Consider the following 15,170-nt stretch of genomic DNA (forward strand, 5'->3'; position numbering starts at 1 on the left):
AAGGTGATGTAGTTATGCGAGGTGTTTTTTATTTACAAAGTTTTTATTCCTTGTTACAAAGTCTAAATTCTGTAGAAAAACTAGTTATTACAGCCAAAGAAAATAATTATGATTTTGTAGCTCTAAGCGATGAATCTAATTTATACGGCATGCTTTCTTTCATACATTTGTGTCAAAAGCACCAAATAAAACCTATTTTAGGCATTAAAATCAATTTGTTATGGGATAATAAAGTAGGAGAACTTTTAGTTTATGCCCAAAATGACAAAGGAATTAAAAATTTAATCCAATTAGCCACTTTTGTTAAATTAGAAGAACAAAACAACATTTCTTTAGACAAAATCAAAGCTTTAGGTAAAAATTTGTTTATCATTGTTACCGGTTTTTCTCCTTTGTTTGAAAAAATTTTTGTCAGTGACCAAAAAGATTATTTTAGTCAATTGTTACAACAATTAAAAAGTGTTTTTACTGAAGTTTTTTTAGGAATCTCTTTTCAAAGTTTTTTTTTAGAACAACTAAACGATAATATCTTTGATTTTGGTTCACACTTCAAAATTCCTTGTCTACCTGTTCACAAAACTAATTATGAAACTCCCAAAGCCAAAGAAACACATCAAATTTTAGCTAAAATGGAAAATAAACCTCTCGATTCTGAACTAGATTTATCTTTTTTAACTAAAAATGAGTTTGATCGCATTTATCAAAAGTATCCACAAATTATCGAACAGACCAAAGAATTGATTACTAAAATTAATTATCAAACTTTTTTTCCAAATAAATTCCAATTACCTTCTTATCTAGATTTTTTAGAAAATCAAGAAGCAATTCCGAATAGAAAAAATTCTAAGCAATATTTAAAAAAAATTGCTACTCAAGGGTTAAAAAAGTTTATCAAACCAAAAGATTTAGCATACGATAAATATAAAAAAAGATTAAACCAAGAATTGACTATCATCAATGATCTTAATTATCAAAATTATTTTTTAATTGTCAGTGATTTAGTTAAATATGCCAAAAAAAACGATATTTTAGTCGGCCCTGGTCGTGGTTCTTCTTCTGGTTCTTTAGTATGTTTCTGTCTTGAAATTACAGAAATTGACCCTTTAAAATATGATCTTATTTTTGAAAGGTTTTTAAACTCACAAAGAAAAACCATGCCTGATATTGACCTTGATTTCCCTGATAACAAAAGAGAAAAAGTAATTGAATATATTTGTCAAAAATACGGCTTATCTCGTGTAGCTAATATTATTACTTTTGGACGTTTTGTGACCAAAAAAGCTATCATTAAAGAATTGATTAAATTTAAAAAAATAAAACCTTTTCAAGTAAAGTATCTTTTTGATTTTTTAGATAATTCTCAATCCCAAGACCCCAAAATTTTAGATGATAAAATAAAAGATTTGTTACAAATGGCAACTTTTTTAGAGGGGATGCCGCGTTTTACCGGAACTCACGCTGCCGGAGTCATTTTAAGTCAAGATGAATTATCCCAAAGTATCCCTTTACAAAAATCAAATTATCTTAATTTATTCCAAACTCAATGGGAAGCCTCAGATTTAGAAGCAATTGGTTTATTAAAAATTGATTTTTTAGGACTTCGCAGTCTTAACATCATCGAACAAATAATAGAAGCAATTAAGAAAGATCATCTTAGTTTTGATCTTTTGACAATCCCATTAAACGACCAAAAAACTTTTCAACTTTTACAAACCGGCAAAACCGTGGGCATTTTTCAATTAGAATCTTTGAAAGCAAAAATGTTTTTGCAAAAAATGAAACCTCAAACTTTTGAAGATTTGATTGCTTTATTAGCTTTAAACCGTCCAGGTCCAATCGATTCTTTTGATTTGTTTTTGCAAAACCGAAAACTTAAAGGAACGCATAAAACTTATTTTCATCCTCTAATTGACGATATTCTCCGTCCAACTTATGGCGTCATTCTTTATCAAGAACAAATTATGCAAATAGTCGCTGTTTTTGCTAAATATACCTTAAATGAAGCGGATTTATTTCGAAGAGCCATTAGTAAAAAAGACAAAAATATTTTGCTACAAGAAAAAACACATTTCCTTACCAAAAGCCAACAAGAAGGTCATGATACATTTTTAGCTAATAAAATTTATGATTATATTTTGAAATTTGCCAATTATGGTTTTAACAAAAGCCATAGTGTTGCTTATTCTTTAATCAGTTACCGTATGGCTTATCTTAAAACTAATTATTTTATTCATTTTATGATCGCTTTATTAAATGATTCTATAAATGATTCTTCGCAAACTAGTGTTTTATTAAAAGAAGTAGCACAAGCTAATATTACGATAATTAAACCAAATGTTTTTACCAGCTTAGATTATTATTATTTTGAAAATAATCAACTGTTTTTGCCTTTAAATATGATCAAAGGAGTAAGTCGTAATTTTTGCCACGAATTATTCAAAGAACGTCACAAACAAAAATTTATGTCTTTCAAAGATTTTAAACAAAGATTGTTTACCTCTTTGAATCCAATCATTTTGACTAACTTAATTTTGAGTGGTGCTCTTGATCAAATGGGTTTTAACAGAAAAACTTTATTCTATAATCAAGATTTAAACGAAGTAAGATATTATCGTTTTTTAGAACATTACAACCTTACTTTACACCAAGAATTTTTACTACATCAGCTAAAATCAGAGGAGACTAAAGTTTTTGGTTTCGACATAAATGCTTGTATAAATAAAAATTAACTATAATAAGTATTATTTTTTAACTTATATTTTAGAAATTGGATATAAATAATTAATTATGCAAAAAAAATTATTTTTTTTTGATATCGATCATACTTTATATGATAATGATACAAAAACCATTTTTCCTCAAACCAAAAAGCTATTATACCAATTGTCACAAAACCCTAATAATATTTTAGGGATTGCAACTGGTAGAAGCCAAAACGGGCTTAGAGTTTTAGAAAAATTAAAAGATTTATTTCAATATTTTGTAGTTTTAAACGGAGCTATTACCTTCAAAGGGGAAGAAATTATTCAACAAACACCTATCCCCAAAGATGATGTTTTACAAATTAACCAAAAAGCCATAACTAACGGAATTAAAATTATTAACACTATGTTACAACCAAAAAGCATTCCTTTTCAAGATGACCCTGATTCAAAAATGTTTATGGATGCCCAAAATATGCAAAAAATAGTTCAAAATATTGAATATCCGATCTACAAAATTAATTTATTTCACGATAATCCTCAAATAGTAGTTGATTTCATGAAAGAATTTCAACAATTTAACACTTATTTTTGGAAAAGTGGGGTTACAAGTCTAAGTGCTAAACAAGTTAATAAAGCTTACGGCATTCAAGTGATTCAAAAAAACTACCCCGAACATAAATTAATTTGTATAGGTGATGGTTGTAATGATGTTGAAATGTTTCAAGCAGCTCACTTATCTATTGTCATGGCAAATACTAAATATGATTATTTAAAAAAAATAGCTAACTTAGTAGCTCCTGACATCCAAAACGACTCTTTATATGAATTTTTTCAAAAACATAATCTAATTTAGGTTATTTTAAAACGATAAAAATCAATTTATTTATCAACAAGAAAGGATATTGCAATATGAATTCTTTTCCTAAAAAAGCAGTTATTAAAAAAAACAATTTTACCCCCAATAAACACAACCCTTATCAAGGATTGTTGCAAAACAAATTGTTTCATCTTGGTTTAATTTGTGTCACTTTGATTGTTAATTTGATGCTCATCTATATTTTTAGAGACAAATACGCCGCACAAGAATCACCTGCAAAAGAAACACAACTTCATCTAACAGTGATGTTTTCAGGCATGTTTTTAGGTGGTCTTATTTTGGGTTTGAAAAAAGGTTCTTTCGGTATTTCGTTAGGAGTCTTTTTGGGAGCAACTTTAGGGATGTGGTTATCTTTGGCAACTGGTGGTAATATCATTAGTTGGATGATGCAGTAGCAATAAAAAAGGAAGGAAAATGGTTTATGAAAAATAAAATTCAGCTTTTAAAAGAACAATTTGAAAAATTATTCGAACAAGATAAAAACAACTTAGAAGCTTTGCTTGCTTTAGAACAAAAATTTTTAGGCAAAAAAGGTCTTTTCCAAGAATTAAACCAACAGTTCAAAAGCATATCCTACGATCAAAAGCCTGCGGCAGGAAAGTTAATTAACCATTTGAAACAAACTATTATTGCATCTTTACAACAAGAAAAAAATCGTTTAAAACAACAGGCACTTAATTTAGAATTAATGCAAGAAGATGTTGACATTAGTTTGCCAGGTTTTAATTTTAAACAAGGAAGCATTCACCCTCTTTATCAAATTATTGAGCAATTAGAAGATTTATTTTTATCTTTGGGATATCAAATTAAAGATGGCAACGAAATTGAAACCGATTTTTTTAATTTTGAAATGTTAAATATTGGTAAAGATCATCCAGCACGAGCAATGCAAGACTCTTTTTATATCAATCCGGAAAAGTTGTTAAGAACACACACTTCTAATATTCAAGTCAAAGAAATGTTAAAACATCAAGGAAAACCTTTAAAAATCATTTCATCGGGCAAAGTTTTTCGCAAAGATGATGATGATGATACCCATAGCCACCAATTTATGCAATTAGAAGGTTTGGTAATTGATAAAAACATTAATTTTTTAGATTTAAAACAAACCCTTTTGACAATCATCCAAGAATTGTTTGGTATATCGCAAGAAATTAATTTAAGACCTTCTTATTTTCCTTTTACCGAACCAAGTGTCGAAGTAGATTTAGTAATGACAAAACAAGACAACAGCAAAGAATATTTAGAAATTTTAGGAGCTGGTTTAGTGCATCCTCAAGTGTTAATTAATGCCAATTACGATCCGGAAAAATACCAAGGTTTTGCTTTTGGCATCGGGATTGAAAGAGTTGCTATGATTAAATATCAAATCGAAAATATTCGCTATTTTTATCAAAATGACATTCGTTTTTTGTGCCAATTTGCCAAGGAGAAAAAGCATGAAAATTCTTGAACCAATTTTAAAAAAACATTTAAGCAATATCCCATCTTCCAAGCGTTTTTTTGACTTAATCAATAATTATATTAGCGAAGTTAAAACTCTTACTCCAATATCTAAAAATACTAATTTAGTAGTGGGAAAAATATTAAACTTTCAAAAAGTTCCTAACTCAAAAAAACTAAACTTAGTCACCGTTGATCTAGGTAAAAAAATTGTAAAAATTGTCTGTGGAGCTAATAATTTAGCCAAAAACCGTAAAGTCATTGTCTCTTCGCAAGGTTCATTTTTGGCAGGACTAAATTCAATTCTCCAAAATAAAACCATTTGTGGTATTTTTTCTGAAGGAATGATTTGTGCTTTAGATGAATTAGGTTTTGATCCAAGTATTTTAACAGAAGAAGAAAAAGCAGGAATTTTTCTTTTTGAAGATCCTGATGACAGAATCCCACTTGGTAGTGATGCTTTAATTCCTTTAGGAATGGATGGATTTATTTTAGAATTAGGTGTAACTCCCAATCGGGCAGATCTTTTATCTTATTTTGGTTTTGCCAAAGATCTAAAAGCTGTTTTAAAAAGTAATCCTTGCTACCAAGACGACCAAACAAAAGTATTTGAAGAGCCGCAAACAAAAAAATTTTTTAACTCTTTGTTAACTTTACCAAAAGTGTGTTTTTCGGTTGTAATTGAAAGTAAAGCTTGCTATGAATACAACGCTTGTATGTTAGAAAATATCAAAATCAAACCCTCACCTTTATGGCTCAGAAATACCCTTTTACAATCAGATATCAAACCGATTAATAATGTAGTTGATATCACTAATTTAATTTTGCTTAAATACGGCATCCCTTTGCATGCTTTTGACTCACAAAAGATCAAAGAAATTAAAGTTAGACAAGCCTTTAATCAAGAAATAATTACAACATTAAACCAAAATGTCTTTCAATTAGATCAAAATGATTTAGTTATCACAGACGGTATCAAACCAATCGCTTTAGCTGGGATTGTGGGTCTTTTAGAAAGTGGCATCAAAGAAAACACTCAAAAAATTATTTTAGAAGCGGCTTACTTTTTACCAGTAACCATTGCCAAAACTAGTCAAAAGTTAAAAATCAAAACTCAAAGTTCTTTACGTTTTGAAAGAGGGATTGACCCTGATTTAATTCCTTTAGCTTTGATGCATGCATGCGATCTTTTAGTCTCTTTAGCTGATGCCAAAATTACTAGTCAACCGATTAGACAAAAAAAACAAGTTTTAAAACCAAAAGTTCTTGATTTGAATCTAGCTTTTGTGAAAAGCAAAACTGGAATTGCCTTTTCGCTTACCCAAACTCAAAACTGGTTATCAAACTTAGATTATCAAGTTTTATCAACTAAATCAGATAATTTAAAACTATCTGCCCCTTTGCGTCGATATGATATTAAAATCAAAGAAAATGTTGTTGCTGATTTAGTTCGTCTTTATGGTTATCACAACGTTATTAACATCAAAACAACTAAAAGCCCACAAGCTCAAATGACTTTAAAACAAAAAAATATCAGAGAACTGAAAAAAATATTAGTTAATTTAGGTTTTTATGAAACTGTCACTTATAGTTTAATCAGCGCTGAAATGTTTGAAGCTTTTAGTTACCAAAAAGAAAGAATCAAAATAACGAATCCTTTATCACAAGATAAAGTTATTTTAAGACAAAGTTTGTTAAGTAGTTTAGTCGAGGTTTTAAGTCAGCAACACAAAAGACAAGCTTTTGATAATGCTTTTTTTGAGATCAGTAAAGTCTATTATCTACAAGAAGAAATACTAAGTTTGGGACTTGCTTTAAGTGGTAAATTTTTAAATAGCGGTTGGTTAAAACAAGATGTCAATAATTCGTTTTTTGTTTTAAAAGGACTGATAGAAAAAATTAGTACCTTTTTAGGAATTCAACTGACCTTTCAAAAAAGTACTGATAATTCGAATCTTCATCCAGGCATTCAGGCCAAAATTTTATACAACAACCAAGTTATCGGGATGATAGGAAAAACTCACCCCTTATTAAACGAAAAGCATCACTTAAAAGATAGTTTTCTTTGTGAATTCTTGTTATTGAATGACTTTTTAACACAAAAAAACCAAGTTTTGTATCAACCAATCAGTAAATTTCCGGTTATCACTCGCGACTTATCTTTTTTGATCGAAAAAAAATATCATTTTTTTGATATCATTCAAACAATTAAAAGTAACTTATCTTTTGATTTGGTTGACTGTCAATTATTCGATGTTTATCAAACCAATGAAGAGCAACAACTTTCTTTAGCATTAAGATTTACTTTTTCAAATCCCTACAAAAACTTACAAAATGCTGAAATTGATAAAAATTTAGCTCAAATTATTACAACTTTAATCCAAAATTATCAAATTACGATTAGATAAATTAATTTTTTAGCTTATTTGAGAGTCAATAGCTTCTAAACAAAAAACAATTAACATTTTCGTTCATATGTTATAATAAAAAAAGGAGTTTGTTTTTTTAATTATTAATAAATAAATTAAGAAAAGGAGTGTTATATGTTTAATATTCAAAAAGTTAGTAAATCTTTTATTACTAAAACTGGTTTTCGCACCTTAGCCTTAAATGATGTTTCTTTAAAATTACCACAAAAAGGATTAGTTTTTATTTTGGGAAAATCAGGTAGTGGTAAATCGACTTTATTAAATCTTTTAGGGGGTCTTGATACTTACGACCAAGGTAATATAACTATTAAAGGTTATTCGACACGTTCTTTTAAACAAAGTGATTTAGATACTTATCGCAATGGAACAGTTGGTTTTATTTTTCAAGATTTTAATTTAATCGAAACAATGAGTGTACACGAAAATATCGCCTTAGTCTTGGAATTGCAAGGACAAACTCCTGAACATCAAGTAATTTCTGATTTTTTGGCAAGAGTAGGGATGCAACAATTCCAAAATCGCAAAATCAATGAGTTATCTGGCGGACAAAAACAGCGTGTTGCTATTGTCAGAGCTTTAATTAAAAATCCAGAAATTATTTTAGCTGATGAACCAACAGGTAATCTTGATTCTCAAACTAGCCAACAGGTATTAAGTATTTTAAAGCAATTGTCGCAAGACCATTTAGTAGTTGTTGTTTCACACGACCAAGAAAGTGCTTATCAATTTGCTGACCGAGTAATTGAATTCAAAGATGGCACTATTGTAGAAGATATAAGTAGAAGTCGAAACTCTACTAAAACTAAAAAACCTCAATTCGCTAAAGGTCAAGTTTTGACTGAAGAAATGATTAAAATAATTCAAACACAACAAAAAAACCCTTTGAAAGAAAACTTTGAACCAACCAAAGAGGTTTTACTCGATGCCCAACCAACTCCATTTAAACAAATTAAAAGTCAATTACCTTTAGGTAAATCTTTGAAAATGGGCGCGAGTGCTTTAAAAAATAAAAAGATTTTGTTAGTTTTTTCTGTCTTAATAACAGCATTAATGTCTTTTTTGTTTTCTATTGCTTTGCAAACTTTGGTTTTTTTCCAAGATGAAATCAAGGAAATAGAACAAGAGGCATATGAATCTCGCGATCGTAAAATAGGTTATTGTCAAAACAACCCATTTTATACAGAAGCAAAAAAAAAAGAAATGATCGACGAAGTAAAACAAGAAACCAAACACATCATTGAACGTGAAGTTGCATGGAGACGCAAAATTGCAAATGCAACATTAATAACTATAGCTATTTTTAGTTTAATAGCTTTCTTTATTATTTATATGTATTTTAATGCTAGTATTAAGTTAAAACAAAGAGAAATTGGCACTTTGAGAGCTTTAGGAGCTAAAGGCTCAACCGTCGCTAAAATTTTTTTTTGTGAAGGTTTTGTTTATGCTAACATTATTAATGTATTTGTTATTATTTGTAATCTTTTAAGAATTTTTCTGATAGGGCATTTTGTGTTTACAATGGAACCATCAGCTATATTCAAAGCGGCGTTTACTTCTCCTAGATTTTATTTCGGTTTAGTTACTCAATTTTTTTATGTCTTTTTTATCGTTTTCCTTTCCGTTGTTTTTCCAATTACAAGATTATCTCGCAAAAAACCAATTGATGTTTTATTAAATAAATAATCTTAAAAAATTTTTTCAATAAATTCTTATTTGAAACTACTACAATTAATATTATTTTATGTCGATAATCAAGACTATCTTTTTAAAAGATAGTCTTTTTTTATATTCAAAAATAACTTAAATTCAAAACTTTTATCATTTTTTTTGATAAAAAAATTTTCTTAATTTAAATGTTTAACAAAAATTACTTTAATTTAACTTGTTTTTCTTTTTTATAAATTCTTTTAAAAATATTTTGTCAATTGCTATCATTTGTTCTATTGGTAAATCTTTTTTTCCAACCATTTTAAACTTTTAATTTCTGTTTTTTTGAACCTTAATTTTGCTTTTAGTTTTAGTAATTCCAAAAGCCAAAACATATTTTAATTTCAATTTACTTTTATAAGTTGCTTGTAATTTGTTATTTTTTCAAATAACTAAATAACTATATCCATTTAACGTTTCGAAGCTCTGGGTGTTGGTTAAATAGCTACAATATTTAGACCTCTTTGGTGACAAAAACCATTCATTTAAAATTCTTCTTTTCTTAAAAACAAAAAAAAGACTAGTTATAAAAACTAGCCTATTTAGGTATTAAAAATGCATTTATTTACAATTTTTTATAAAAGTACACCTAGTTGTAACTAACTATCTTCTTAGATTTTGTTCCTGTTTAAGATTTTTAAAATAAAATTAGTAATAAAGACAATAATTAAATAAACACAACAAACTATAATATAAGGAGTCCATATATCCAAATCAACAGACGCGTTACTCTGAGCCTGCCATAAAAGACTTGAAAAACCAATAATTGAAAACAACGAAGTATCTTTAATGTTAGTGATAAATTGTTTTCCTACTGCAGGATAAGTTTTTTTAATGCTTTGTTCAAAAATGATGCAATTAAAAACTTGTTTTTGAGTCATTCCTAAAGCATAACCAGCTTCAATTTGGCCTTTATCTAATAAATTAATATTATGCATCATAATTTGAATTAAATTGGCAATAGTATTAAGTAATAAAACAATCAAAGATGCAGAAAAAGCTATTTTAATATTTTTAAATGATTCTATTGTAGTAATAAAATTAAACACTAATAAAGATTGTATAGAAATAGGAATAGCATTTAAAAAGCTAACAAAACGATCAATTACAAAAGAAAAAGTTTGATACATTTTCATAAGTGCTTTTTTTTGAGTTTGACGATAATAATTTACTAATATTTTAGCTTTCACTAATAATAAAGATAAAAGAAAACCCAAAACAACACTATCTATCGCTACAACTAAAGAATTAACAAAGCTTTTAGCATAAGAGGGAAAAGTTTTTAAGATTTTTTGAATTTTATCATCTAAATTTGTTTTATTTGTAGTTTCTAATTTTTCATTTATTTGTATATAATCACCAAAAGCTGGTGGGACAAAGTTTTTTTCATAATAATCAGTTATTTGTTCTATATTTGAGTTTATATCATCTAGTTTTTCTTGATTTTCTTGTATAGCAGTTTTAATTCCTTTTTCAATTAGTTCTTTTACAGACTTATTATTTTTTTTTAATAAAAATACCATAAGGAGGAATTGTTTCTTGCAATGTTAATTTAAATTTTTTAAATTCTTGGTTATGTTTTTGAAATAAAGCTTTTATAATAAGATCATCTGTAATAAAACCATCTACTATTTTATCTTTTACCAAAAGAAAACATTCAGAAGTACTATTTCTTAAAAAACTATTTGTTCCATCATTTTGTTCTAAAAAATTATTCTTTTTATTTGCTTCATTATTCATATAATTATCAATATTTTCTTTGAAACAAGAAGTTGTGTGTAGTTAATCTTAATTTTTTATTACAGAATTGATCATTATCTAATTGTATTGGTTCTTCAGTGTTAGAGATATTAAAAAATTTTTCATTATCGGTTTTAACTAAAATACTGGCACAAGTGGTATAATATTTAATTATATCAAAATATGTTTCTCTGGAATTTGTTGCACTTAAAGAACCAATATAAAAATCTGCATTGCCTGATTTAACGGCGTTAAGAGCTCCTTCGAAAGTACCGAAAGCTTTTATTTTTATTTGTTTATTTATGTTTTCAGCAATATCTTTGCAAAAAAAGAACATCAGAACCTAAAAATATATGTACTATCGGTTGTTAGAAGGCTATTTTGAATATCTTTATGACCACCAAAAGCTAAAGGAGGAGCGCAAGTGACTGTTGCTAATACTAAATTATCTTCACTAACGTTGTTTTTTTGGGGTTTTTTAAAAAGATAGTAATGTAGATAAATTAAAATACTGAACAAAAAACATAAAAAGATAATTTTAATATTTATTTTTTTAATCATAAAAAAACTCCATTCTTCTTTTGTTAGTTTCATTTAACAACAAAATGCTAAAAAGTAGGTAAGCAAAAAGTTTATAATTGTGATAAAATAATAAATTTTTGTTTGTAATAAATATAATACGAATAGATTAATTGTGTTTTATTTTCCAAGTTTTGCGTCTTAGTTTCTCGTATCAGAACCAAATTTAATTTTTTGTTTGGGGTTTTGATTAAAATTATTTTTTTGATTAATTTGTTCATTTAAAAAGGCAACAAAATTTTTGTAATTTGTTCTTAATTAAAAGAATTATTTTATTTTTATTGTTTTAAGAATGTAATTAATTTAAGAGTTAGTAAATGATGATAAGAATTTTGTATAGATAAAAACACATTATAACTTGCCATAAATAATAATTTGTGTTGTTTTTATTTACTTGTTATTAAAATGTTTGAATTAGGTGAATAAATTTTTTTTAAGACTAGCATGCGCTTTTGACCTAAATGAAATGGCAAATTAATAAAAATTTGTAAAAAAATAAAAAAATTTGCTGTTTTGGTATTAATTAGATAATAACAGCATCTTTGATATTTTAAATTTGGTTTGGGGCACAATTAATTTGTTAGAATAAAAAATTATTTTTCTACTATGAAATGTTAACTGCTAATAATACTAAAGGACACTATTTTTTAATAATTAACACTATAGCAATTTCATTAAAACAAAAAAATACTATATCTATAATTATATATCAAAAAATAAAAAAAAATTAAGTTTTATCATGAGTAAAATTAATTTAGCTTGTTTTTGTTGGTTTTTTATGAGTATTTTTAAAATGAATTTGGCTTTTTGGTTGTCATATTGATTATCCTTTCTTATTGTATTTTTCGATAAAGCGATTTTTTTACTATCTGGGTAGTATTGTATTATTTTTAGTTCTTTTACTAGTTTAGCTGTCTTTGTTTTGATTTAAGATTTAAATTTCAAGTAGAAAATAATAAATTTAAGTAGTTTATAAAAAGTTTTTTTATCGTTATTGTCGTTTCGAGTGGTAGTTAGAGGGTTTAAAAACTTATTTATTGAATTGTTTAGCAAATTATGCAATAATAGCGTTAAAAGCTATAAAAAATGTTTTAAATTATCCTTGAGAATCTTTTAAAATCGTTTCTATCTTGGTTAGTTCTAATAATAAAGATGATAAGTGTGTGATTCTTATAGTTTGGTTTGAAAAAATATTTGATGGGTACCGGTACAATATTAATTTATCCAACTTTTAACCTATTTTTAATGTCTTTTTTAATGCTTTTTTTGATAAAAAAACTAATCTTTTTTTTAAGTTAATTTAATTTATATTAGGTTATTTTTCATCCTTTTGTGTAGTAAAACTTAAATAATTATAACATATCTGGACTTACAATGGTTTTTTAAAACCACTACTTGCAAAAAAAGATACTCATAAACATTCTTTTTTTTGATAAAAGGCATAATTTGGAGTACAATTTATATGTAGATGTATCATTATCTAAAAATATTCATTTACTGTGTTAAAGATTAAAAAATTATTTGATACTTAATATAAATTGATGAATTAATGTTAAGAAAATATATTTAACTCTAGAAAAACCAAGATAAAATAAGGAGAATATAAAATGCTAACTAATGTTTATGACCCTTTAAAAGGACAAAAATTAGAAATTCTTGATGCCCAAGGAAATTTAGTTAAACCTGAATTAGAACCCAAAATTGCCAAAGATGTTTTGTTAAAAATGTATAAAACCATGATTTTAAGTAGACAAGCAGATTTAGCAGCTTTAAAATATCAACGTCAAGGAAGGATGGGTAATTATTTACTGAATTCCGGACAAGAAGCTTCTCAAGTCGGCGCTGTTGCTGCTTTAGAACCACAAGATTGGGTATCCCCTTATTACCGTGATGCCGGGATTTATCTTTATCGTGGCGTTTCTTTGGAACAATTTTATCTTTATTGGTATGGCAACGAAAACGGTTCTAAAATAGATCCCAAATTACGTATTTTACCAGCTAATATAATTATTGGCTCCAGTGTTAATTTAGGTGCTGGCTTGGCTTTCGCTAGCAAATACCAAAATAAAAAAGAAGTGACGATCGCAACTATCGGTGATGGCGGGACTGCACACGAAGAATTTAACGCAGGGTTAAATTATGCAGCTGTTTTTAGAGTGCCTTTAGTTGTTTTAATTCAAAACAATCAATATTCTATTTCTAATCCTCGGGCAAAAGTTTCTCAAGCTCCAACTTTGGCTCAAAAATGTTATGCTTTTGGTATTCCAGGTATGCAAGTTGATGGCAATGATGTTTTGGCGGTTTATGTGGCAGTCAAAGAAGCTATAACTCGTGCTAGAGAAGGACAAGGACCTATTTTGATTGAAAACATTGCTTACCGTTTGGAAGCTCACTCCACTAACGATAACGCTTCTGTTTATCGTAGCAAAAAAGAGGAAGATGAATGGAGAAAAAAAGATCCAATTATCCGTTTCCAAGCATATTTAATTAAAAAAGGTTTCTTAAGTTTAGAACAAGCAGCACAAATCGAAAAAGACGCACAAGAAGAAATAGTTGCCTCTCACCAAAAAGTAGAGCAAACAGGGACTCAAATGCCTTTAAGAGAAATTTTTGAACACACTTATGAAAAAATGACTCCGCAATTAGAAGAACAGTTTGAAGAATGTCAAGCTTTTTTGCAAACAAAGGAAGGTAAATAACAATGGCTTTAATGACATTGCTACAAGCAATTAATCAAACTTTAGATAGTCAATTAAAAAAAGACCCCAATATTGTTGTTTTCGGGCAAGATGTAGGTAAATTGGGAGGAGTTTTCCGCGTTACTCAAGGCTTACAAGATAAATATGGCGAAAATCGAGTTTTTAATACTCCGATCGCTGAATCAGCGATTATCGGCAGTGCTATCGGGATGGCAATCAACGGCTTAAAACCGGTGGCAGAAATTCAATTTGATGGCTTTATTTTCGTTGGTTTAGAAGATTTATTTGCTCATGGAGCACGTATGCGTAATCGTAGTCGTGGCACTCGTACGGTTCCTATGGTAGTCAGAGTTCCGGTTGGTGGTGGAGTTAAATCTTTAGAACATCACTCCGAGAGTTTAGAAGTTATTTTAGGTTCTGTTCCTGGTTTAAAAGTTGTAATTCCATCAAACCCTTACGACGCTAAAGGGCTATTGACTGCAGCTATCAATGACCCTGATCCGGTTATTTTTATGGAACCAAAAAGGATTTATCGCGGTTTTAAACAAGAAGTTCCAGAACATGACTATGAAGTAGAAATTAGTAAAGCAAAAATAGTTCAACAAGGCTCAGATATTACAGTAGTTGCTTGGGGAGCGATGGTAATTGAAACTCAATTAGCCATCAAACAATTAAATGATGAAATTTCGGTTGAATTAATCGATTTACGAACTATTAACCCGATTGACCGTGAAACTGTTATTACTTCTGTAAAAAAAACCGGACGCTTTTTGGTAGTGCATGAAGCTACTAAAACTTATGGACCGGCTGGAGAATTAATAACTTTAGTCAATGAATCAGCGTTTATGTATTTAGAAGCTGCTCCAGCGCGTGTTACTGGTAACGATATTACCATGCCTTTAGCCAAAGCAGAACATTTTCAATTTTTAAGTCCTGAAAAAATAGCTGCTGCTATTCGCAAAGTAGCTTTGGAAGAATAACAATAACTAAA

Annotated in this window: 12 protein-coding genes; 8 read left to right on the forward strand and 4 right to left on the reverse strand. The window is 28.1% G+C overall.

Annotated elements, in window-relative coordinates; translation table 11 throughout:
• Positions 1-14: 14 nt before the first annotated feature.
• The 6 genes from dnaE (at position 15) to psc1_RS01575 (ending at position 9,137) form a co-directional block, all read left to right on the forward strand.
• Positions 15-2,729 (forward strand): DNA polymerase III subunit alpha, encoded by a 2,715-nt coding sequence (dnaE, locus tag psc1_RS01550; RefSeq protein WP_373375744.1) that lies wholly within the window; start codon positions 15-17, stop codon positions 2,727-2,729.
• Positions 2,730-2,787: 58 nt separating this feature from the next.
• Positions 2,788-3,558 carry an HAD-IIB family hydrolase gene (locus tag psc1_RS01555; RefSeq protein WP_023161151.1) on the forward strand — a complete coding sequence of 257 codons (771 nt, stop codon included), beginning with the start codon at positions 2,788-2,790 and terminating at the stop codon, positions 3,556-3,558.
• A gap of 56 nt (positions 3,559-3,614) precedes the next feature.
• Complete coding sequence (locus tag psc1_RS01560; RefSeq protein ID WP_023161152.1) at positions 3,615-3,977, forward strand: hypothetical protein; 363 nt, start codon at positions 3,615-3,617, stop codon at positions 3,975-3,977.
• A gap of 26 nt (positions 3,978-4,003) precedes the next feature.
• On the forward strand, positions 4,004-5,035 hold the full coding sequence (gene pheS / locus psc1_RS01565) for a phenylalanine--tRNA ligase subunit alpha (protein WP_373375745.1): 1,032 nt from the start codon (positions 4,004-4,006) through the stop codon (positions 5,033-5,035).
• Positions 5,022-7,433, forward strand: coding sequence for a phenylalanine--tRNA ligase subunit beta (gene pheT, locus psc1_RS01570; protein ID WP_122225324.1), 2,412 nt, complete (start codon positions 5,022-5,024; stop codon positions 7,431-7,433). Before pheS ends, pheT begins: the two co-directional genes overlap by 14 nt.
• Before the next feature lie 135 nt (positions 7,434-7,568).
• Positions 7,569-9,137, forward strand: coding sequence for an ATP-binding cassette domain-containing protein (locus psc1_RS01575; protein ID WP_373375746.1), 1,569 nt, complete (start codon positions 7,569-7,571; stop codon positions 9,135-9,137).
• A gap of 635 nt (positions 9,138-9,772) precedes the next feature.
• On the opposite strand, the gene psc1_RS01580 is transcribed toward psc1_RS01575, so the two are convergent.
• Genes psc1_RS01580 through psc1_RS01595 form a run of 4 tightly spaced genes read right to left on the reverse strand, consistent with a single transcriptional unit; the run spans position 9,773 to position 11,495 of the window.
• Positions 9,773-10,684 (reverse strand): ABC transporter permease subunit, encoded by a 912-nt coding sequence (locus psc1_RS01580; protein ID WP_373375747.1) that lies wholly within the window; start codon positions 10,682-10,684, stop codon positions 9,773-9,775.
• A complete protein-coding gene (locus psc1_RS01585; RefSeq protein WP_373375748.1) occupies positions 10,659-10,901 on the reverse strand; it encodes a hypothetical protein in 243 nt (80 codons plus the stop codon). The genes psc1_RS01580 and psc1_RS01585 overlap by 26 nt, the downstream gene beginning before the upstream one ends.
• A 7-nt stretch (positions 10,902-10,908) precedes the next feature.
• A complete protein-coding gene (locus psc1_RS01590; protein WP_373375749.1) occupies positions 10,909-11,238 on the reverse strand; it encodes a transporter substrate-binding domain-containing protein in 330 nt (109 codons plus the stop codon).
• Positions 11,238-11,495, reverse strand: coding sequence for a hypothetical protein (locus tag psc1_RS01595; protein ID WP_373375750.1), 258 nt, complete (start codon positions 11,493-11,495; stop codon positions 11,238-11,240). Before psc1_RS01595 ends, psc1_RS01590 begins: the two co-directional genes overlap by 1 nt.
• Before the next feature lie 1,592 nt (positions 11,496-13,087).
• Here psc1_RS01595 and pdhA point away from each other — a divergent pair.
• Both pdhA and psc1_RS01605 read left to right on the forward strand, forming a co-directional pair.
• Positions 13,088-14,179, forward strand: coding sequence for a pyruvate dehydrogenase (acetyl-transferring) E1 component subunit alpha (pdhA, locus tag psc1_RS01600; protein ID WP_023161171.1), 1,092 nt, complete (start codon positions 13,088-13,090; stop codon positions 14,177-14,179).
• A gap of 2 nt (positions 14,180-14,181) precedes the next feature.
• Positions 14,182-15,159 carry an alpha-ketoacid dehydrogenase subunit beta gene (locus tag psc1_RS01605; protein WP_023161172.1) on the forward strand — a complete coding sequence of 326 codons (978 nt, stop codon included), beginning with the start codon at positions 14,182-14,184 and terminating at the stop codon, positions 15,157-15,159.
• Positions 15,160-15,170 lie beyond the last annotated feature (11 nt).

Origin of the sequence: Candidatus Phytoplasma solani, from assembly GCF_041729705.1 — a bacterium.
Taxonomy (GTDB): domain Bacteria; phylum Bacillota_I; class Bacilli_A; order Acholeplasmatales; family Acholeplasmataceae; genus Phytoplasma; species Phytoplasma solani.